The organism is Xanthomonas sp. 3498 (genome assembly GCF_014199795.1).
GTDB classification, from domain to species: Bacteria; Pseudomonadota; Gammaproteobacteria; order Xanthomonadales; family Xanthomonadaceae; genus Xanthomonas_A; species Xanthomonas_A rydalmerensis.
Map to the genome: position 1 here is coordinate 1 of NZ_JACHOH010000009.1, position 19,890 is coordinate 19,890.

General features: G+C 69.0%; 17 protein-coding genes and 1 pseudogene. 4 read left to right on the forward strand and 14 right to left on the reverse strand.

Features of this window, described 5'->3' with window-relative positions; all coding sequences use genetic code 11:
• Positions 1-159: 159 nt before the first annotated feature.
• The 5 genes and pseudogenes from lepB to GGR66_RS21325 form a co-directional block, all read right to left on the reverse strand.
• Positions 160-789, reverse strand: a complete 630-nt coding sequence (gene lepB, locus GGR66_RS19790) for a signal peptidase I (RefSeq protein WP_184450132.1) — start codon at positions 787-789, stop codon at positions 160-162.
• A 240-nt stretch (positions 790-1,029) separates the two neighbouring features.
• Entirely contained in the window at positions 1,030-1,569 is a 540-nt protein-coding gene (locus tag GGR66_RS19795) for a hypothetical protein (protein WP_184450134.1), read from the reverse strand.
• A gap of 103 nt (positions 1,570-1,672) precedes the next feature.
• Positions 1,673-3,832, reverse strand: a complete 2,160-nt coding sequence (gene dcp / locus GGR66_RS19800; RefSeq protein ID WP_184450136.1) for a peptidyl-dipeptidase Dcp — start codon at positions 3,830-3,832, stop codon at positions 1,673-1,675.
• Positions 3,833-4,150: 318 nt separating this feature from the next.
• Positions 4,151-5,116, reverse strand: coding sequence for an isoaspartyl peptidase/L-asparaginase (locus tag GGR66_RS21320; RefSeq protein ID WP_255421814.1), 966 nt, complete (start codon positions 5,114-5,116; stop codon positions 4,151-4,153).
• Positions 5,117-5,329: 213 nt separating this feature from the next.
• A pseudogene (locus GGR66_RS21325) lies at positions 5,330-6,097 on the reverse strand (cyanophycinase); the annotation flags it as partial.
• Between the two features lie 155 nt (positions 6,098-6,252).
• Here GGR66_RS21325 and GGR66_RS19810 point away from each other — a divergent pair.
• From GGR66_RS19810 to GGR66_RS19820, 3 genes are all read left to right on the forward strand, one after another.
• A complete protein-coding gene (locus GGR66_RS19810; RefSeq protein WP_184450140.1) occupies positions 6,253-6,825 on the forward strand; it encodes a sigma-70 family RNA polymerase sigma factor in 573 nt (190 codons plus the stop codon).
• On the forward strand, positions 6,806-7,855 hold the full coding sequence (locus GGR66_RS19815) for a FecR domain-containing protein (protein ID WP_184450142.1): 1,050 nt from the start codon (positions 6,806-6,808) through the stop codon (positions 7,853-7,855). The genes GGR66_RS19810 and GGR66_RS19815 overlap by 20 nt, the downstream gene beginning before the upstream one ends.
• Before the next feature lie 114 nt (positions 7,856-7,969).
• Entirely contained in the window at positions 7,970-11,005 is a 3,036-nt protein-coding gene (locus GGR66_RS19820; protein ID WP_255421811.1) for a TonB-dependent receptor, read from the forward strand.
• A 151-nt stretch (positions 11,006-11,156) separates the two neighbouring features.
• Here GGR66_RS19820 and GGR66_RS19825 read toward each other — a convergent pair whose 3' ends face one another.
• A complete protein-coding gene (locus tag GGR66_RS19825; RefSeq protein WP_255421815.1) occupies positions 11,157-11,711 on the reverse strand; it encodes a lysophospholipid acyltransferase family protein in 555 nt (184 codons plus the stop codon).
• 51 nt (positions 11,712-11,762) lie between these two features.
• Positions 11,763-12,194, reverse strand: a complete 432-nt coding sequence (gene arfB, locus GGR66_RS19830; protein WP_160964622.1) for an alternative ribosome rescue aminoacyl-tRNA hydrolase ArfB — start codon at positions 12,192-12,194, stop codon at positions 11,763-11,765.
• A 164-nt stretch (positions 12,195-12,358) separates the two neighbouring features.
• On the opposite strand from arfB, the gene GGR66_RS19835 reads away from it, so the two are divergent.
• Positions 12,359-12,895, forward strand: a complete 537-nt coding sequence (locus GGR66_RS19835; protein ID WP_184450149.1) for a DUF2059 domain-containing protein — start codon at positions 12,359-12,361, stop codon at positions 12,893-12,895.
• Between the two features lie 188 nt (positions 12,896-13,083).
• Here GGR66_RS19835 and GGR66_RS19840 read toward each other — a convergent pair whose 3' ends face one another.
• From GGR66_RS19840 to GGR66_RS19870, 7 genes are all read right to left on the reverse strand, one after another.
• The gene (locus tag GGR66_RS19840; protein ID WP_184450151.1) at positions 13,084-13,479 is read right to left on the reverse strand and encodes a hypothetical protein; all 396 of its coding nucleotides are present in this window, start codon (positions 13,477-13,479) and stop codon (positions 13,084-13,086) included.
• 105 nt (positions 13,480-13,584) lie between these two features.
• A complete protein-coding gene (locus tag GGR66_RS19845) occupies positions 13,585-14,370 on the reverse strand; it encodes a pseudouridine synthase (protein ID WP_184450272.1) in 786 nt (261 codons plus the stop codon).
• 185 nt (positions 14,371-14,555) lie between these two features.
• Complete coding sequence (locus GGR66_RS19850) at positions 14,556-15,155, reverse strand: class I SAM-dependent methyltransferase (RefSeq protein WP_184450153.1); 600 nt, start codon at positions 15,153-15,155, stop codon at positions 14,556-14,558.
• Between the two features lie 2 nt (positions 15,156-15,157).
• On the reverse strand, positions 15,158-16,816 hold the full coding sequence (gene ubiB, locus GGR66_RS19855) for a ubiquinone biosynthesis regulatory protein kinase UbiB (RefSeq protein WP_160964626.1): 1,659 nt from the start codon (positions 16,814-16,816) through the stop codon (positions 15,158-15,160).
• Positions 16,813-17,454, reverse strand: coding sequence for an SCP2 sterol-binding domain-containing protein (locus tag GGR66_RS19860; protein ID WP_184450155.1), 642 nt, complete (start codon positions 17,452-17,454; stop codon positions 16,813-16,815). The genes ubiB and GGR66_RS19860 overlap by 4 nt, the downstream gene beginning before the upstream one ends.
• A 79-nt stretch (positions 17,455-17,533) precedes the next feature.
• Complete coding sequence (locus GGR66_RS19865) at positions 17,534-19,489, reverse strand: S9 family peptidase (RefSeq protein ID WP_184450157.1); 1,956 nt, start codon at positions 19,487-19,489, stop codon at positions 17,534-17,536.
• A 187-nt stretch (positions 19,490-19,676) separates the two neighbouring features.
• A complete protein-coding gene (locus GGR66_RS19870; protein ID WP_003468167.1) occupies positions 19,677-19,835 on the reverse strand; it encodes a DUF1328 domain-containing protein in 159 nt (52 codons plus the stop codon).
• Between the last annotated feature and the right edge of the window lie 55 nt (positions 19,836-19,890).

Below are 19,890 nucleotides of genomic sequence, written 5' to 3' on the forward strand. Positions count from 1 at the left end.
CACACCTCCTCCGATGATCAGTCGGAAGACATGACGCCTGTTTAAGGGCGCCAGGTCCAGATACAAGGAGCGGCTTCAGCCGCGACGGGCGTTCCCGGTAAAGCCCGTCGCGGCTGAAGCCGCTCCTACGGATCACGTCCCGTCGTTGCGAGCGATGCCCTACAGCTGCGCCCACTCCAACCCCTCACCGCGACGGTAGAACACCGCCAGCGCCTTGCCATAGACGCTGTCCGCATCGACGAAGCCGAAGTAGCGGCCGTCGAAACTGTCGCCGCGATGGTCACCCATGACCAGCAGCTTGCCGGGCGGCACGCGCACGTCGTGCAGGTCCGGACCGCCGCCCGCGTCCAGGTCGAGCCGCGCGATGCGTGCGCCGAATCGCTCCGCATCGCCCGCGGCGCCCACCTGCAGCGGCTGGCCGTTGATGGAGAGATGGCCATCGCGCACGTCGACGCGATCGCCCGCCACCGCGACCACGCGCTTGATCAGGCGGGTGCCGTCGTGCGGGGAATCGAACACCGCCACATCGCCGCGCTGCGGCCTGCCGCGTTCGAGCACGCGGTACTCGGTGAACGGCACGCGCAGCCCGTAGGCGCTCATGTCCACGGCAACGCGGTCGCCTGGCTGCAGGGTCGGCTGCATCGAGCCGGAGGGCACAACGTAGTGATTGGCGAAGGACGACCGTGCGGCGGTGAGCAGCAACAGCATCACCACCATCGGCAACAGTTCCTTGCAGGTCCAGCGCGCGGCGCGCTGCAGGCGGGTGGCATGCGGATCGGCGTGGGTCATGGGGCACCTGTGGTGAGCGAGGGCGGCACGGGATGTGTCATCGCGACAGTGCGCGCTCGGCGGCTCGGCGGGCCAGTGACGAAAGGCATGGCGAGAGCGCATTCGGTGGCGAACCCGCGGCGACAGCGACCGTGGGAGGCAGAGGCACAACACGAGTGCCATGTACGATCCGGCTGCGGCGATCGGCTTCATGATCACCTTTGATACGGACTGCAGGCGATAGTCTCTACGTCTTCTGCGTTAGGTATCGGATTGAGGCTCGACCGATGCCCGCGGCGTGACCTCGATGCGGTTGGACGTGGCGGCCTTGAGGGAACCCACCTGATCGGAAACATGCGCGGCGGTGGCCGCCGGAAGTTCGCGATACCGCAGCAAAGGCTGCGCAGTCACCATGTAGCGGCGGCCGGGCACGATCCGGTAGCTAACTGACAGATCCACCGTCGCGGATTTCGACTCGCCCGGGCGCAGGATCACGTCGGGCCTGGACCCCGGCAACTGACTCACGTAAACGCCGAGGTAGTCCGCAGGGCTTCCGTCTTCCTGCAGCACTCGGAACAGATTCGCTTGCAGTCGCCCGTCGCGGCCCACCTCGGGGACGTAGGCATCCGGCACCGCGATCGGCTGGTCGCCCGCATTGACCAGGGTAATCGTGATGACCGCTGCGCCCGCGCGTTTGCTGCCTGCTTGCGCGTGTTCCAGCCGGATGTCCAACCGTCCTGCGGCGGACGCCGTAAAACAGGCGCCCAACATCGCCATGCCGACGATCCAGCTTCCCTTCATGGGCCTCTCCTTGTGGTGGATGGATTATCCGGACACCCCAACGAAAAACGGGATGGCCACAAGGCCATCCCGTTCTCGACACACCCGATTGGCGCAGCGCCGATCAGTTCTTCAAACCGCGGTTTTCCAGCAGCGGCTCGACGCTGGGGTCCTTGCCGCGGAAGTCGCGGTACAGGGTGGCCAGGTCGACGGTGTTGCCGCGCGAGAGGATCTTGGCGCGGAAGATGTCGCCGTTCTTGCGCGACAGGCCGCCGTTTTCCTTGAACCACTGGAACGCGTCGTCGTCGAGCACTTCCGCCCAGAAGTAGGCGTAGTAGCCGGCCGAGTAGCCGCCGCCCCAGATGTGGTCGAAATAGGTGGTGCGGTAGCGCGGCGGGACTTCGGCCAGGTCCACCTTGTACTTCTTCAGCGAGTCGGCTTCGTACTTGTCCACGTCCTGCAGCGGCGCGTCGGCCGGCAGGGTGTGCCAGGACAGGTCGAGCAGCGCCGCCGACAGGTACTCGGTGGTGGCGTAGCCCTGGTTGAAGGTGCGCGACTTCTTGATCTTCTCCACCAGGTCGGCCGGCATCGCCTCGCCGGTCTGGTAGTGCTTGGCGTAGTGCGCGAACACCTTCGGATCCGACGCCCAGTGCTCGTTGAACTGCGAGGGGAACTCGACGAAGTCGCGCGAGGTGGCGGTGCCGGCCAGGGTCGGGTACTTCACGTTGGAGAACATGCCGTGCAGCGCATGGCCGAACTCGTGGAACATGGTGGTGACGTCGTCGAAGCTCAGCAGCGCCGGCTGGCCCGGGGCGGGCTTGGTGAAGTTGCAGACGTTGTAGACCACCGGCTTGGTGCCGGTCAGGCCGTTCTGGCCGACGAACTCGTCCATCCAGGCGCCGCCGGACTTGCTGTCGCGCTTGAAGTAGTCGGTGTAGAACAGCGCCAGCGACTTGCCGTCCTTGTCGAACACTTCATAGACCTTCATCCCGTCGTGGTAGGTGGGGATGTCGGTGCGTTCCTTGAAGGTGAGGCCGTACAGCTGGTTGGCGGCGTAGAAGACGCCGTTCTGCAGCACGTTGTCCAGTTCGAAGTACGGCTTGATCTGCGCTTCGTCGAGGTCGTACTTGGCCTTGCGCACCTGCTCGGCGTAGAAGTCCCAGTCTGCTGCGGTGAGCTTGAACCCGCCCTTCTGCGCGTCGATCACCTTCTGCATCTCCGCGGCCTCGCTGCGCGCCTTGGCGGTGGCGGCGGGCACGGTGTCGGTGAGCAGCTTCAGCGCCGCGTCCGGGGTCTTGGCCATCTGGTCGCTGAGGCTGTAGGCGGCGTAGCTGTCGAAGCCGAGCAGCTTGGCCTTCTGCGCGCGCAGTTGCGCCAGGCGCTGCACGGTCTGGCGGGTGTCGTTGGCATCGCCCTTCTCGGCGCGCGACTGCGAGGCGGCCATCACCTGCTGACGCAGGTCGCGGTCCTTCAGCGAAGCCAGCACCGGCTGCTGGGTGGTGTTCTGCAGGGCCAGCAGGTACTTGCCGTCGAGCTTGCGCGCGGTGGCGTCCTGCGCGGCCGAGGCGATGTCGCCGTCGGACATGCCGTCGAGCTTGGCCTTGTCGTCCACCACCACCGCACCGGCGGCGGTGGCCGCGACCAGCTTGGTGTGGAACTGCGTGGCCAGGGTGGTCTCTTCGACGTTGAGCTTGCGCAGGGTGGCCTTGTCGGCGTCGGACAGCTGCGCGCCGGCGCGCACGAACTCCTGGTATTCGTACTCGACCAGGCGCTTCTGCTCCGGATCCAGGGTCAGCGTGTCGCGCTGGTCGTACAGGCTCTTGATGCGCGCGAACAGCTTGGGATCCAGGCTGATCTCGTCCTGGTGCGCGGCCAGCTTGGGCGCGATCTCTTCCTGGATCTTCTGGCGGGCATCGTTGGTGTCGGCCTGGACCAGGCCGAAGAAGATGCGCGACACGCGGGTCAGGGTCTCGCCGCTGCGCTCCATCGCTTCCAGGGTGTTGGCGAAGGTGGCCGGTTCCGGGTTGTCGGCGATCTTGCGGATCTCGGCCAGGTGCTGCTTCATGCCTTCTTCGAAGGCCGGCAGGTAGTCGCTGTCCTTGATCTTGTCGAACGGCGGCGCCTGGAACGGCAGCGTGCTCGGGGTCAGCAGCGGGTTGGCGGCGGCGGCGGGCTGCGCGGCGGCCGGAGCAGCGGGGGCGGCGGGCACGGGGGTGGACTCCTTACCGGAACAGGCGGCCAGCGCCAGGCTGATGGCGGCGGCCAGAACGACGTTACGCGACATGAGGTGGAACTCCTGGGAGGACCTTGGGGCCAAGACAGCCGCCCACGTTACCGGGTTTGCCTGGCAGCGGCATGTGCCATTGGCTCGGCCCGGCACGGCAGCCAGCCGGCGTACAGATCGCCGGGCGCGGGCTTGGCGCCAGCGCCGGCAGGGTGACCTCGCTCCTGCACCTCGCCCACGGCGTCCTCGCATCGGCCACCGCGTTCGACCCGGAAAGGACCCTTGCCTGCCAGGGGGCAAGACGGTCTCTACGGCGGTACGGGCGCCGGCCAATTGCAAGGAAGCGGCCGGCACCGCGGAGCGGGCCGGCGCGCCGGCTCACTGCCCGCCGGGCAGCGGCAACGCCTCGTCCTTGAAGATGGCCACGTGCGGCACGCCGTCGGCGCCGATCCAGCCGCGGTACATGCCCTCGGTGTTGAACGGGAAGGCCACGCTACCGTCGGCGCCCAGCGCGATCGCGCCGCCGTCGCCGCCGTCCTTGGGAATCTGCCTGTCGATCACCGCATCGGCGGCCTGGGCCAGGCTCTGCCCGGCGTACTTCACCCGCGCGCAGATGTCGTAGGCGGCCACCGCGCGGATGTAGAACTCGCCCCAGCCGGTGCCGGACACCGCGCAGCGGCTGTCGGCGTAGGTGCCGGCGCCGATGATCGGCGAGTCGCCGACGCGGCCGTAGCGCTTGTTGGTCATGCCGCCGGTGGAGGTACCGGCGGCCAGGTTGCCCTGCAGGTCCAGCGCCAGCGCGCCGACCGTGCCGAAGTGCTTGGCGGTTTCCAGATCGGAGTGCGCCTGCTTGTTGGCCTCTTCCTTCAGCGCCTGCTGCAGTTGCTGCCAGCGCTTCTCGGTACGGAAGTAGGACGGATCGACCAGGGCGATGCCGTGCTGCCGCGCGAAGATCTCGGCGCCGTCGCCGACCAGCATCACGTGCTCGGACTGGTCCATCACCGCGCGCGCCAGCTCGATCGGGTTCTTGACCCGGTGCACGCCCGCCACCGCGCCGGCCTTGCCGGTGCGGCCGTCCATGATCGCCGCGTCCAGTTCGTTGCGGCCATCGTGGGTGAACACCGCGCCCTTGCCGGCGTTGAACTGCGGCGAATCCTCCAGCACGGCGATCGCCGCGGCGACCGCACCGGTCGCCGATTTGCCCTGCGCCAGCAGCGCCTGCCCGGTGCGCAACGCCTTTTCCATCGCCGCGCGCGCCTCGGCCAGGTCGGCGGCGCTGCTGCTGGCGCGCTCGACGCCGGCACCGCCATGAATCACCAGGGTGGTCGCCGGGATCTCGCGCATGCGTCCGTCCTGCACGGCGTAGTAGCGGTGGAACACCGGCGCCTCGACGCGGCCGTCGGGCAGGTGCAGCGTGGAGCCAGGGCCGACGCCGACGGTCTCGATGCGGGCGGCCTGCAGCGGCTGCCCGGCCGGGGTGGACGGTTGCAGCGGCCCGGCGACCACGGTGGCCACGGCCTGCGGGTCGGTGGCATAGACCCGCGCAGTGCCGTCGCCTTCCACCGCCAGCGCGGCGCTCTCGTCCACGCCCAGGCCGATCAGCGGCGCGTCCTTGGGCGCCAGCGTGGCGGCCTTGGCGCGGAACGCGAACAGGCGGCCGAGACGGTCGCGCTCGCGGAAGTGGGTGTCGGTGATGACCCGCTTGAGCAGGTCCAGGTGCAGGAAGTCGGTCTCGATGGTGACCGCCGGCCCCAGCGGATCGGACAGCGCCGCCGGGCTGGTGATGCTGCCGCCGTCCATTGAGCCGTACAGGTACTCGCCGAGCATCGCCAGGCCGGCACTGGTGCCGCCCAGCGGCTTGCCGGCGCGCACGTGCGCGTCCAGCGCGTCGGCCACCGGCGTGTTCTTCCAGTAGCGCACGTAGCGCGACTGGTCGCCGCCGGCGATGAAGATGCCGTCGGCCCGCGCCAGCGCGCGCAGCAGCGCCGGATCGCTGGAGGCGCCGCGGCCGCTGAACACGAACGTCTCCACCGAGGCCACGCCGCCGACCTTGCGATAGAACTCCTCGCCCACCTCGCCCGCCTGCGAGGCGCGCAGCACCACTACGTGGCCATGTCCGGCCTTGGCCATGAACCAGCGCAGCGCGTCGTAGTTGCGGTCGCCGCCGCCCATCAGCAGCAGGCCGGGCGACACCGGGCCGGGTGTGGGCGCGGCCGGGTCGCCGACCAGGTACTGGCGGTAATCGCGCGCGACGGCGGGCGTGGCCAGGCACAGGCCCAGCAGCAGCGACATCCAGGGCCGGAACATGCCGACGGAACGGGTCATGCGGATCTCCTCGGGAACGGGGCGGGCAGGCGAGCGTGCGGCTCGTTGCTGAGAGGGGACGAACGGCGGCACGGTTTCCCCCCGCCGCGCCACCCTCCCACGTTCGACGCGCGGCACTTGCCCGCACGCGCCGGCGATCGGCTAATGTGGGATCCATGCCCGCTTCCCTTGACGATTGGTTCGTCCAAGAAATCCTGGTCCACGAGCAGGCGCTCAGCGGCTACCTGCGGCGCTGCTGGCCGCATCGCGAGGAGTGGCACGACCTGCGCCAGGAGATCTACGTGCGCGTCTACGAGGCCGCCGGCAAGGCCCGGCCGAGCCTGCCCAAGTCGTTCCTGTTCGCCACCGCGCGGCACCTGATGACCGACCGCCTGCGCCGCAACCGCGTGGTATCGATCGAGGCGGTGGGGGATCTGGAGTCGATGCACGTCCTCATAGACGAGCTGTCGCCGGAACGCTGGTGTGGCGGACGCCAGGTGCTGGGGCGGCTGGCGGCGGCCTTCGACCGGTTGCCGGACCGCTGCCGCAGCGTGGTCTGGCTGCGGCGGGTAGAGGAACTGCCGCAGAAGGAGGTGGCCGTGCGCCTGGGCATCAGCGAGAAGAGCGTGGAGAAGCAGGTGGCCCGGGGCATGCGTCTGCTGGCCGATCATTTCCATGGCGAGGAGGGCGCGCCGGCGCCAGCGACGCCATTGCAGGCGCGCGCACGCGATGGACAGCAGGTGGATTGAGGCGCGTGCGGCGGCCTGGCTGGCGCGGCGCGACCGCGGCGACTGGTCCGACGCACGGCAGGCGCGCCTGGACGCATGGCTGGCCGCGGCCACCGCGCACCGGGTGGCGTTCCTGCGCCTGCAGGCCGCCTGGCAGGAGAGCGGACGCCTGCAGGCACTGGGCGCAGGCCAACGCGATGGACAGGTGCCCGAACGCGGCCGCTGGCAGGGCCTGGGCGGCCGCAGCACGACGGTGCCGGCCGCCACGGCCGCGCCGGATCTGCGCGACCTGCGCTTCGCCCCACGCCCACGCGCGCGGCCACGACGGCGCTGGCCGGCCGCGCTGGCGGCGGCGCTGATCGGTGCCGCGGTGCTGGGCCTGGGCTGGCGCCATGCGCTCGAACCGGTACCGACCGCCTACGCCAGCGTGACCGGCCAGCTGCGCCCGGTGGCCCTGGCCGATGGTTCGCAGGCGACGCTGAGCAGCGATAGCCGTATCGCGGTGGCGTTGTCGCACGCGCAGCGGCACATCGACCTGCAGCGCGGCGAGGCGTTCTTCGCGGTAAGCAAGGACCCGGACCGGCCGTTCGTGGTCGCCAGCGGGGTGCGCCGGGTGGTGGCGGTCGGCACGCGCTTCGCGGTGCGCCGCGAGGCCGATGCGCTGCGCGTGGTGGTCACCGAGGGCACGGTGCGGCTGGAATCGGCGAGCGCGCCGCAGGCGCCGCCACTGCTGCTGCACGCCGGCAGCATCGCCCAGGCCGGTCCGCACGGGGTACTGGTGCGCCGGGTGGCGCTGGCCGAGGCCGAGCGCGTGCTGGATTGGCGCAGCGGCTACCTGAGTTTCGACGACACCCCGCTGCAGGCGGCGGTGGCCGAGTTCAACCGCTACAACACCGTCAAGCTGCAGGTCGCCGACGCCGGCGCCGCGGCGCTGCGGGTCGGCGGCAACGTGCGCTGGTCCAACGTCGACGCCTTCGTGCGCCTGCTCGAACAGGGGTTCCCGATCCGCGCCGAGCGCCGCGGCGACACGGTGCTGTTGCACAGCCGGTGAGCCGTTCCGCGCCGGGGAGGCGCGGTGGCGGGGGGATTTGCCGGTCTCGTTCGTCCTGGAGCTACGGAGGCGCGCTCCGCGCCCGTTTGGGGAGAAAACTCGATGCGGTATCCGATGCGCGCCCTGCTGCTGAGCATGGCCTGTGCGAGCGCCTGTGCGGCGCAGGCGCAACCCGCTGCCGTAGCAGCCACCGCCACGATAGACATCCCCGCTGGCCCGCTGCGGACGGCGCTGGACGCCTTGGCGCGGCAGTCCGGCGCGCAACTGATCTACCGCGCCGACCAACTGGGCCAGGCCCGCAGCGGCGGCGCGCACGGCCGGTTGGACACGGGGCAGGCGCTGCAGCAGGTGCTGCGCGGCAGCGGCTTCGTCGCCCAGCGCGATGCCTCCGGCGCCTGGCTGGTGCGGCGCCAGGAGCCGGCCCCGGCCCGCGCGCAGCCAGCCCGTGCCGCCGCGCCGACGCCGGCCGCGGCGGCCGATGCGCCGGTGGCGCAACTGGACACGCTGCGCGTCACCGGCTCGCGCATCCCGCGCACGCAGGTGGAAGGCCCCGCGCCGATCAGCGTGATCAGCGCCGAGCAGATCAAGGCCAATGGCTTCACCTCGGTGCCGGACGTGCTGCGCGCGATGACCCAGAACGGCGGCGAGACGCAGAGCCCGCAGTCGGCCAGCGGCGCGGACTTCTCGCCTGGCGCGCAGCAGGTGGACCTGCGCGGGCTCGGCCCCAACCACACCCTGGTGCTGGTCAACGGCCGCCGCATCGCCGACTTCCCGATGCCGTTCAAGGGCCGCAGCAACTTCACCGACATCTCCAACATCCCGCTGGGCATGATCGACCGCATCGAGATCCTGACCGGCAGCGCCTCGGCGATCTATGGCTCGGACGCGATCTCCGGCGTGGTCAACTTCATCCTCAAGAAGCACGCCGACGGCACCACGCTGGACTACCGCTTCGGCGACACCACCCGCGGCGGCGGCGAGAGCTTCAACCTCAGCCTCAGCAGCGGCTGGTCGCGCGGCAATTTCGACTCCGTGTTCGGCGCCGAACTGGTGTCGCAGACGCCGCTGTGGGCCTATCAGCGCAGCCGCCAGGACAGCACTCTGGACGGCCCCACCGCGCGTTCGCAGGTGCCGCGGCGCACCTTCCTGCGCACCGACTACGACGACAACTATCTCGACCCGGGCGCGGACACCTGCGCGTCAGTGTCCGGCCTCAACGGCGGCAGCACCGGCTACGCCACGCGCCCGGGCTACGGCGCGTTCTGCGGCAGCAGCGCCTCGATCGGCTACGGCACCATCACCAACAAGCGCCGCGGCTTCAACGGCTACGCCTCGCTGCGCTACGCCTTCGACAACGGCAGCGAGTGGTTCGCCGACGTGCAGCTGGGCTACCACGAGCTGTCGCTGTTCCGCGACGTGACGCAGTGGGGCTACATGGCCCCGGACGGCAACGAGCAGGGCTATTTCTACAACCAGGCCACCGACCAGGTGGAAGCCTGGGGCCGGCAGTTCAGCCCGGAAGAAATGGGTGGACTGAGCGCCGGCACCATCCGCACCCGGCAGAAGACCTTCAGCGTCACCACCGGTTTCAAGGGCCACCTGGGCGCGGACTGGGACTACGAGGCCAGCCTCAGCCACTCGCAGTACCAGGCCACGATCAGCTGGCCGCAGATCGTCGCTGCGCGCGCCAATGCGCTGTTCCTGGGGCCGCAGCTGGGCGTGGACGAGGACTCGGGGCTGCCGATCTTCAACGCCGACCCACAGCGCCTGTACACGCCGCTGAGCCGCGCCGAGTACGACAGCATCGCCCAGCGCACGGTGTACCAGCCGCGCTCGCGCACCGACACCCTCGCCTTCACCACGACCAACACCGCGCTGTTCTCGCTGCCCGGCGGCGATGCCGGCATGGCCGCGACCGCGGAGTTCGGCAATCAGGCCTACAACCTGCGCCCGGATCCGCTGGCCACGCAGTACTACTACTACAGCTGGAAGGACTCCGACGGCCACGGCAGCCGCAACCGCTGGGCGCTGGCCAGCGAGCTGCGCCTGCCAGTGCTGTCGACGGTGTCGCTGAGCCTGGCCGGGCGCTACGACCAGTACCGCTTCGCCGGGCGCGCGCTGGGCAAGTTCACCTACAGCGGCGGGCTGGAGTGGCGGCCGGTGGACACGCTGCTGGTACGCGCCTCCTACGGCACCGCGTTCCGCGCGCCGGATCTGCACTACGTGTATGCCGGCCCGGGCAACGACGAGACCACCGGGGTCGATTACTACCGCTGCGCCAGCGAGGAACCGGGCGTGGCGATCCAGGACTGCAGCTACAACGAAGAAGCGGTGATCCGCGGCCGCAGCGGCAATCGCGCACTGGATCCGGAGAACAGCACCTCGTGGACCGCCGGCCTGGTGTGGTCGCCGCTGGCGGACCTGGACCTGTCGGTGGACTACTTCAACATCGACATGCGCGACCAGGTGCAGGACCTGCGCGTGGACCAGGTGCTGCGCGACGAGGCCGACTGCCGCCTCGGCGTGCTGCAGGCCACCTCCACCACCTGCCAGCAGGCGCTGGCTCGGGTCACCCGCAGCGCCGATGGCCGCCTGTACGGGGTCTACGTCAACCCGATCAACATCGCCCGCGAGCGCACCAACGGCATCGACCTGAGCGCGCAGTACCGGATCGACACCGGCATCGGCACCTTCCGCCTGAGCGGCAACTACACCTGGGTGCGCCGCCACGACATCCAGGTGTACGCCGGCGAAGCGATGGTGGACGAGTTCGCGGTCAACAGCGGCTACGACATCCCGCGCACCAAGGCCAGCGCCAGCGTGTCGTGGGAGCGCAACGCCTGGACCGCGACGCTGCATGGCGAGCGCCTAGGCCGGCTGCCCACCTCGGATTCCTATGACCAGGTCTACGACCCGGCGAGCGGCGACAGCCCATGGATCGGGGCGACCTATCGCTACAACGCCTCGCTGCAGTACCGCTTCACCGACCGCGCGCAGCTGTCGCTGACGGTGACCAACCTGTTCGACACGATGCCGCCGCACGACCGCACCTACACGGCGTACCCGTATTACGACGTGTCCTGGTTCGACACCGTGGGCCGCAGCGTGTACCTGCAATACACGCAGAAGTTCGGCGGCAGCGCGCTGTAGCGCAGGCGTCGAAGCGATCGTGTGGGAGCGGCCTCAGCCGCGACAGGGCGTTACCGGGAAGGCCTGTCGCGGCTGAAGCCGCTCCTACGACAGCGGGTGGCGCCGTTGGGTGCAACGGCGGGTCGGCGCAGCCCTCAAGCGCCGCCCATCCTCACAACGTATCGCGATGCTTGCCGCGCCACGGCCGGTACCAGGTGCGGATCGCGGCGATGTCGGCCTGCATGTCATCGCTGGTCCATACCACTTCGCCGAGGCCGATGGTACGGCTGGGGTAGTCGAAGTACACCGGAAAAATCGGCACCTGCGCGCCGTGGGCGATCTTCCAGAAGCCGGTCTTCCACTTCTCCACGCGCTTGCGCGTGCCCTCGGGGGTGATCACGTACCACATGCGCTCGGCGCCGCGGATCAGCGCCACGGCCTGTTCCACCACCCCGCGCGGCGAGTTGCGGTCCAGCGGGATGCCGCCAAGCTTGCGCAGCAGCGGCCCCAGCGGCCACCAGAACAACTGGGTCTTGCCGAGCACGCGCACCTCGAAGCCGACCGCGAACTTGACCGCGAAGCCCACGAAGCCGTCCCAGTTGGACGAATGCGGGGCCACGATCATCACCAGCTTCGGCTCGTTCGGGAACTCGCCCACCACCCGCCAGCCGGTCAGCCGCAAGGCGGTGCGGCCGAGCCAGCGCATGAAGCGGCTGGGCTTGACCATCGGGATGTTCGGGGGCGCTGCGGGCAGGCGGTAATCGCGTTCGGTCAAAAGTCACTCCCAGCGGCCGGGCGAGCGGCCGCGTTTGATCTGGCTGCGCTCGCGCTTGGCGTCCAGGCGTCGCAACTTGGCGCCGTGCGAGGGTTTGGTGGCGATGCGCCGCTTCGGCACCGACAGCCCGGCGGCGATGAACTCGGCCAGGCGCTGGCGCGCATCGTCGCGGTTGCGGTCCTGGGTACGGAAGCGCTGCGCATCGATCACCAGCACACCGTCGGCGGTGATGCGGCGATCGCGCCGCGCCAGCAGGCGCGCGCGCAGCGGCTCCGGCAACGACGGCGAGCCGGCCAGGTCGAAGCGCAACTCGACCGCGGTGGCGACCTTGTTGACGTTCTGCCCGCCGGCGCCGCTGGCGCGCACGAAGCGCTCGACGATTTCGTCTTCCGGAATCGCCAAGCTGCTCGAGATGTGGATGGCCCCGTTACCCATGGCGCGGATTGTAGGGCATCCGCCGGACCACTCGGTTTACGCCCCGGCGCTGCCTGAACGGGCCAGGGCGCGAATGCCACCCCGCAGCGCCGCCCGCGGTGCGGCGGCGGCATCGCGGCGATTGCCGTATTCTGGCCGCCGGTCATCGTTCTGCAGGATGCTCCATGTCCCCGACTCCGCGCTTCTTCCGTTGGCCGCAGCGCCTGCTGCTGGCCCTGCTGCTGGCCCTGCTGCTGGCCCTGGTCGCCCTCCCCGCGCTGGCCGAACCGCCCAGCGAGGCCGACGTCAACCGCCTGCTGTCGGCCTCGCGTGCGCAGAACATGCTCGACACCATGCTGCCGCAGATCGAGGCGATGCAGCGCCAGCAGTTCGCCCAGCTCACCGCACAGCACCCGCTCGACGCCACCCAGCAGCAGAAGCTGCAGCAGATCCAGGAGCGCACCCAGGCCACCGTGCGCAAGGCGCTGTCCTGGCAGGAAATGCGCCCGCTCTACGTCGACCTGTACAAGCAGACCTTCTCCAAGCAGGACGTGCTGGCGATGGCCGAGTTCTACGAGAGCCCGGCCGGCCAGAGCCTGCTCGACAAGACCCCGCAGCTGATGCAAAACCTGATGGGTGCGATCCAGCAGAAGATGACCCCGCTGTTCGCCGACCTGCAGAAGGACCTCGAGCAGACGGTCAACGCGCCGCCGGCGAAGTAACGCGGCATCGATTTTGCGCTGTCGTAGGAGCGGCTTCAGCCGCGACCGGGATGCATCGGGAACGCCTGGTCGCGGCTAAAGCCGCTCCTACAGCTCATTGCTCAGGCATACACGGTAGCTTTCCATCATTGCTACCAGCACGATCAATAGTTCGCGGCCTGCGATATCCGGCCGGATAACGCAGCATGTCAGTTCATCCAGATATATGCGGCCGTTTCACGATCGCCCCATACAGCACAATCGCCGGTTCCATGCACGTGGACCACCTTGCCTTGTGCGGAAGCGCTTAGCAGCAGTGCGTACTGAGCTCTTCCGGACTGGGTCGCCAATGACAACGCCAATGCCGTGCTGGAGCATGCGGGCACGTTCGTGTAGGGCCCATCGAGGGAAAAAAATACGACATCCTGAGAGTGCGCCATGATCGTTGACACTTTTCCCGACGCATCGCCTGCCGATGCAGAAAACGGCAGCATGGAAATAATCGAGACAGCAAGAACCAAACGAACCTTATTCCACATATTACCCCCCTGAGAAACTACGGAATTCAGTTTGGCAAGATAAACGAAACCGAGCTTCGCCGCCATCGGGCCGCAGACGCTTTGGCACTATGCATACAAAGGATCAGCCTCGAACAGATCATCCCAGTGGCGGTACCTTGCCACGGCAACAGCCTCATGGTGGGAGCTGTGCTACCCCGCCACATCACATCCCACAGCCACCTGCCACGGCGCAGGATCCCAACCGAACAACCCGAACGCGCGCACGAACTCCGTATCCAGCGGGGCAGTGACCACGATCCGGTGCCCATCGGGATGCGGAAACGCCAGGCGTTCGGCATGCAGCAGCATGCGGTGCACGCCCTGCATGCGGAAGATGCGGTTGTGGCGACCATCGCCATGGCTGGTGTCGCCAATCAGGTGATGCGAGAGATGCTTGAGGTGGCGGCGGATCTGCCGGAAGCGTCCGGTCACCGGGCTGCAGCGCAGTAGCGCATAACGCGAGGTGGCGAACTCGCCCGACGGTACCTGCAGCTCACCGCAGGCGAGGCGCTCGAAGCGGGTCTGCGCCGGTTTCTTCAGCGGCTTGCCAGGGCCGCCGTCGAGGTCGTGGTCGACGTCGAAGCGGTCTTCGGCCGGCCAGCCGCGGCAGATCGCCAGATAATCCTTGTCCACTTCGCCGCTCATCAGCGCCTTGCCCAGTGCGCTGGCGGTGTCGCGGTCGAAGGCCAGCAGCAGGCAGCCGCTGGTGGCGCGGTCGAGCCGGTGCACCAAGAAGATCGGCCGGCCCAGCTGCGCACGCAGGCGGCCGGCGAGGAAATCGTCCTCGCCGCGGGCGAGCTTGCTGTCGTGGACCATCAGCCCGGCGGGCTTGTCGACCACGGCAAGCAATGGGTCTTGGTAGAGGATCTGTAGAGGCGCGGCGTCGGTATTCACCGCCGGATTATCCGCGCCGTACCGCGGCGCGACAATGCGCATGGCAGGAATGCGCCACGCATGCAGGTGGCAGGTGGCGATGAGCGGCAGCGTTCGACGCCATGCCCCCACGATGTCGCTCACGACAGGGCGCTCATTGCTCGGATGGCACCCTGGCTGCAGTTCGGGCATCCAGTTGCGTGACCCGGCGATGCACGCCGCACGTCCGCAACGCCGTCGCGGGACGCCTACGCGTCCTTGACTGCCAGCAGTTCGCCGTTACCGACCGGCAGCGTGGTGCAAGTGAACGCGGCATCGGCGTGCAGCAGCGCGGCGAAGGGTGCCATCTCCGCCGCATGCGACAGCGCGTTGTCCACGACCAACAGCCCGCCCGGCCGCAACACGCGACGCAACTGCGGCCACCAGTCGCAATACAGCGTGCGCTCGGCGTCCAGGAACAGCAGGTCGAACGCGGCCGACCCCGTGTCCGCCAGCCAGACGCCGGCATCGGCGTGGACCAGCTCGACGCAACCTTCCACGCCGGCACGGGCGAAGCTGCGCTGCGCCAGCGCGATCTTGTGCGCGGCGTGCTCCACGGTGACCACGCTGCCGCCCAGCGCCGCCGCGGCCTCGGCCAGCCACAGCGTGGAATAGCCGTTGGAGGTGCCGATCTCCAGGACGCGCCGCGCGCCGCTGGCGCGAACCAGCACCGCCAGCAGTTCGCCGGTCTCCGGGGTGATGTTGAGCAGACGCTGCGCGCGCTGGGATTGGCCGGCGTCGTGGCGCGGCCCCTCAGCGCCGAGCTCGGCGCGCACCGCCTGCAGACGCCCGCGATCGAGCCCGCCCATGCTCAGCGCCGCCACCACGCCGACAGCAAGGCCGCCGTGCCGGCACCACCGCTGATCCACGCCCACAACGAGACACCGGCCAGCTGCGGGCCGCCGGCGTCGAGCGCGTACAGCAGCGTGGCCACGGTGAGCAGGCCGACGCCGGCGATCGCCGCGACCACCCGCCGCTGCATGCGCCGCACCAGCAGGTTGAGTTCGAACAGGTCGCGCGAGCGCATCGACAGCTCGTGCCGGCCCTCGACCTGCTGGCGCAGCCAGCCGTGGATCAGCCGCGGCATGTCCGGCGCGTGGGTCATGATCTCGGGCAGGCGTTTGCGCAGTTCGTGCAACGCCCGCTGCGGGCTGTAGCGCTCGATCAGGATGCGCTCGAGCACCGGCCGCGCCACCGCCCAGATGTCCAGTTCCGGGTCGAGTTGGCGGCCGACGCCTTCGATGTTGAGCAGGGTCTTCTGCAGCAGGATCAGCTGCGGCTGCAGGGTCAACTGGTAACGCTGGGCCACGCGGAACAGCTTGATCAGCACCTCGGCCAGCGAGATCTGCGACAGCGGCCGGGTGAAGTACGGCTCGCACACCGAGCGCGCCGCCGCCTCCAGCTCGTCGATGCGCACGTTGGCCGGCATCCAGCCCGCCTCCACGTGCAGCTCGGCCATGCGCCGGTAGTCCTTGTTGAAGATGGCCATGAAGTTCTCGGCCAGGTAGTACTGATCTTCCTGCGAGAGCTGGCCCATGATGCCGAAGTCCAGCGCGATGAAGCGCGGGTTGTCGCGGCGCGCCGGATCGCTGTCGACCCAGATGTTGCCGGCGTGCGCATCGGCATGGAAGAAGTTGTCGCGGAACACCTGGGTGTAGAACACCCGCACGCCCTTGGCCGCCAGCGCGCGGCGGTCGATGCCGGCGGCGTCCAGCGAAGCGATGTCGTCGGACGGAATGCCGCGTACCCGTTCCAGGGTCAGCGCGCGCTCGGCCGTGTGGGTCCAGATCACCTCAGGCACGTACAGGTCGTCCGAGTGCAGCCAGAAGCGGCGCAGCACGCTGGCGTTGGCGCCCTCGCGCTGCAGGTCCAACTCCGCGGCCAGGGTGGTCTCGATCTCGGCCACCACCTCGCGCGGGCGGATCTTATCGGCGCGCGGATGGGTGCGTTCGACCAGCGCGGCGGCCGATTTCAGCAAGGCGATGTCGGCGTCGATCTGCCGCTCGATGTCCGGGCGCAGTACCTTGACCACCACTTCGCGGCCGTCGTGCAGCGTCGCCGCATGCACCTGCGCGATCGAGGCCGAGGCCAGCGGCGTGGTGTCGAAACTGGCGAAGGCGACGCCGATCGGCTGCCCCAGCGCCTGCTCGACGATGCGCCGCGCGGCCTCGCCGTCGAACGGGCGCACCCGGTCCTGCAGCAGGGTCAGTTCCTCGGCCACGTCCGGCGGCATCAGGTCGCGGCGGGTGGACAGGATCTGCCCGAACTTGACGAAGATCGGCCCCAGGTCCTGCAGCGCCAGGCGCAGGCGCGCCCCGCGCGATTGCGCGGCGATGTCGGGGCTGGCGCGCGGCACGAAGGGTTTGGCCAGACGCAACCAGCGTTCGGCCGGGGTGCCGTCGAGCAGGTCGTCCAGGCGGTAGCGCAGGATCACCCGGCCGATGCGGCTGGCGCGGAACATCGCCTTCATGCGCCACGCTCCGGCTGCAGCCGCGCCACCCGCGCGGCGATGCGCTCGACATCGTCGCGCAGCACGTCCACGTCGTCGTAGAAGGCCTCCAGCTCGGCGCGCGCGACCACGTCACGCGACTCTTCGGTGACGTACTCGGCCGCACTCTGCGCCAGGTCCTGCGCACTGCGCCGGGCCTGCTGCAGGGCCGAACGCGCGGTGTTGGCCACCTGCACGCCGAGCACCTCGCCGAACACCTGCACGAACGGCCGCTGCCAGTCCGGATCGAAGCGCGTCGCCAGGTGCTGCAGGCGTCGCGCCAGTTCGGCATCGCCGGAGACCCGCACGCGTCCGCCGGGGCCGCCGGTGCGCCGCGCCTGCGCCAGGAACGGCAACTGCGCGAGCAGCCCGCCGAGTGTGCTGCGCACCGCCAGTTCCGGCTCCTGCGCCGGATCCACCGGGCCGACCCGCAATTGCGAGCCATCGACGCGGATCTGCAGGGCCAGCGCCGGCGCCTCCAGGGTCAGCGCCACGCGCTGGCCATCGAGGTCGCGCAGGGCCTCGCCGGTTTCCGGGTCCAGCGCCAGCGCGCGATTGAGCGCCGCTTCCAGCGCGCGGCCGGCCAGGGGCTTGAGAGCATCGAGGGGGGATCCAGACATGCCCGCATTCTAGCGGCAGACACGTCGCAAGGCCGTGCGCAGGGCGAGACAGATGCCCCACCCAGGCCGCCGCTCGCCGCTATTGCGCCTGCGCGCCGCCCAGGTGCTTGCTCAGGAACGCCAGCAACTGCGTGTAGTAGGCGCGCCGGTGCGCCTCGGTGTAGAAGCCATGACCCTCGGTGGGGACATACAGCGCCTCTACTGGCACCCCGGCCTTCTTCAATGCCTTCTCCATCCGCTCGGTATGTTCGATCGGGGCACGTTCGTCCTTGCCGCCAGCGGCCAGAAACACCGGCACGCGGATGCGTTCGGCCAGGTTGACCGGCGAACGCGTCGCCAAACTGTCGCGTTCGCCCAGCCAATCGCCCGCCCAGGCCTTGGTCCAACGCGCATATCTGGCCTTGTCACGGTACATGGTCTCCAGGTCGTACACGCCGACGTAGCCGGCCGCGCAGCGGTACAGCGCCGGCTCCTTCGCCGCCCCCATCAGCGCAGCATAGGCCCCGTAGCTGGCGCCGTAGATGCAGATGCGCGCGCTGTCGGCGACGCCCTGATCGATCGCCCAGCGGGTGGCATCGGTGAGATCGTCCTGCATGCGCCCGCCCCATTCCCGGGCGCCTGCCTGGGTATAGGCGCGACCATAGTTGCCGGAGCCGCGGTAGTTCACCCGCAAGACCGCGTACCCGGCCGCGGCCAGCACCTGCGCATCGTCGTCGAATTCCCAGCCATCGAAGAGACCGAACGGTCCGCCATGCGGCAACAGCACCATCGGCAGTGGTTTGCCGGCCGGCGCCTGCAACGGCAGTGTCAGATAGCCGTACAGGTCCATGCCATCCCTGGCCTTGAAGGCGACCTCGCGGGTGTGCGGCACCCTATCCGGCACGAACCATTCGCGACGGCTGAACACCCGCTTTGCCGACTTGTCCGCGGTGTCGAACAGGAAGTAATCGCCGTTGTTGCGATCGCTCCACACATAGAGCATCAGCAGGCGCCGATCGGCGGTGGCCGAGGTGATGAACACCGCATCGCCGTTGAAGGCCTGCTCCAGCGCGCGGTACAGCCGTGCCATCGGTGCGTTGTCGTCGAAGAAGCGGTTGTGCACGCGGTCGCTCATAAACGACACGCCGATCGGGGTACGGCCGTCCAGGTCGCGCAGCACCTGGTAGGGATCGACTCGTGCGTCGCGCAACAGCGGTGTGGAGCGGTCGCTTTGCGGATCCCAGGACACGACCGTATCGGGTCCTTCGGCTTGCTCTACCTGCAGGTAGGCGATCTTGTCGTCCGCGGAAAAGCCCAGCGGGAAACTGCGATGTCCGCTGCTGGCCTCGTCGTTGATCAGCCGCCATGGGCTGGCGTCGTCGCTGCGGTAGAACAGTTTACTGGCGTTGCTGCCGGTCTCGGCACCCTGCGCGAAGCGCACGTGGCCGCCGTGGTCGGTGACGAAGTCCGCGCGTGCCACCGGTGCGCGCGCCACCGGCATGCGCCGGTGGTTGTAGATGTCTAGCTTGTCCACATGCACGGTGGGATCCTTGGTCTGCTCCACCACCGACACCAGGACCGAGCGCGGATCGTCCGGCAAGGTGTCGAGCATGAACACCGACGGATCCAGGCCGGCCTTGTAGGTGACGCCATTGACGCTGTCGTTGAGCCCGTAGGGGCTGGCCAGCAAGCGCGGATTCTTGCCGTCGGCGTCGACCGCATGCAGCTGACCGATCGCCACCGGCCGGTCGAGCGCGCCCAGGCGCTCGGCCATCGATACCACGATGCGCTCGTTGCTGGCCCACCAGAAATCGTGCACCACCGAGTCGGCCTGGCCCATGATCTTGGCCGAGACCTGCTTGTCGCTGCGTCGTATGACCGCCAGCACGGTGCGGTCCTCGAGCGGCGCGGTGACGGCGTAGTAGGCACCGGTCGGCGAGATCTTGACCCGTTCGAACTGATCGCGCTGCAGGTATGGCGCCAGGTCCACCGGCGGCACCTGCGCGCACGCGCTCCCCGCAAGCGCAAGGCCTGCCCATACGATCCACGCTCGCATTCGATCCGCCCCTGTCCCCTGAGCGGAGGATGGTGACAAGCGTCAGGCTAAACGTCTAGCCCGCAGCGCCACTAAGCGGCCCGGCGTGCGGTCAGCCAGCGCCATCGCGGCGCCCTGCCCCAGAAACGACTTGCCCGCGACGCAAAGCGCCGCGGGCAAGCATCGACGTTCGATTGTCGCGAAAGGACTACACCTTGCCGCGGCGGAACATCGAGATCACCGCCAGGATCAGGAACACCACGAACAGGATCCAGGCGATGTTGGTCGCCGCGCCGGCGATGCCGCTGAAACCGAGCACGGCGGCGATGATGGCGATCACGAAGAAGATGATGGCGTAATGCAGCATGGCAATATCCAGAAGTTGTCGTGCCGAATCGGCGCGGCATCATCTTCGGAAACCA

Excerpts from the sequence above, each read along its gene's own strand:
- lepB (WP_184450132.1), bottom strand. The coding sequence starts at position 789 with ATGACCCACGCCGATCCGCATGCCACCCGCCTGCAGCGCGCCGCGCGC.
- GGR66_RS19795 (WP_184450134.1), bottom strand. The coding sequence starts at position 1,569 with ATGAAGGGAAGCTGGATCGTCGGCATGGCGATGTTGGGCGCCTGTTTT.
- dcp (WP_184450136.1), bottom strand. The coding sequence starts at position 3,832 with ATGTCGCGTAACGTCGTTCTGGCCGCCGCCATCAGCCTGGCGCTGGCC.
- GGR66_RS21320 (WP_255421814.1), bottom strand. The coding sequence starts at position 5,116 with ATGCGCGAGATCCCGGCGACCACCCTGGTGATTCATGGCGGTGCCGGC.
- GGR66_RS19810 (WP_184450140.1), top strand. The coding sequence starts at position 6,253 with ATGCCCGCTTCCCTTGACGATTGGTTCGTCCAAGAAATCCTGGTCCAC.
- GGR66_RS19815 (WP_184450142.1), top strand. The coding sequence starts at position 6,806 with ATGGACAGCAGGTGGATTGAGGCGCGTGCGGCGGCCTGGCTGGCGCGG.
- GGR66_RS19820 (WP_255421811.1), top strand. The coding sequence starts at position 7,970 with ATGCGCGCCCTGCTGCTGAGCATGGCCTGTGCGAGCGCCTGTGCGGCG.
- GGR66_RS19825 (WP_255421815.1), bottom strand. The coding sequence starts at position 11,711 with ATGGTCAAGCCCAGCCGCTTCATGCGCTGGCTCGGCCGCACCGCCTTG.
- arfB (WP_160964622.1), bottom strand. The coding sequence starts at position 12,194 with ATGGGTAACGGGGCCATCCACATCTCGAGCAGCTTGGCGATTCCGGAA.
- GGR66_RS19835 (WP_184450149.1), top strand. The coding sequence starts at position 12,359 with ATGTCCCCGACTCCGCGCTTCTTCCGTTGGCCGCAGCGCCTGCTGCTG.
- GGR66_RS19840 (WP_184450151.1), bottom strand. The coding sequence starts at position 13,479 with ATGGCGGCGAAGCTCGGTTTCGTTTATCTTGCCAAACTGAATTCCGTA.
- GGR66_RS19845 (WP_184450272.1), bottom strand. The coding sequence starts at position 14,370 with ATGCGCATTGTCGCGCCGCGGTACGGCGCGGATAATCCGGCGGTGAAT.
- GGR66_RS19850 (WP_184450153.1), bottom strand. The coding sequence starts at position 15,155 with ATGGGCGGGCTCGATCGCGGGCGTCTGCAGGCGGTGCGCGCCGAGCTC.
- ubiB (WP_160964626.1), bottom strand. The coding sequence starts at position 16,816 with ATGAAGGCGATGTTCCGCGCCAGCCGCATCGGCCGGGTGATCCTGCGC.
- GGR66_RS19860 (WP_184450155.1), bottom strand. The coding sequence starts at position 17,454 with ATGTCTGGATCCCCCCTCGATGCTCTCAAGCCCCTGGCCGGCCGCGCG.
- GGR66_RS19865 (WP_184450157.1), bottom strand. The coding sequence starts at position 19,489 with ATGCGAGCGTGGATCGTATGGGCAGGCCTTGCGCTTGCGGGGAGCGCG.
- GGR66_RS19870 (WP_003468167.1), bottom strand. The coding sequence starts at position 19,835 with ATGCTGCATTACGCCATCATCTTCTTCGTGATCGCCATCATCGCCGCC.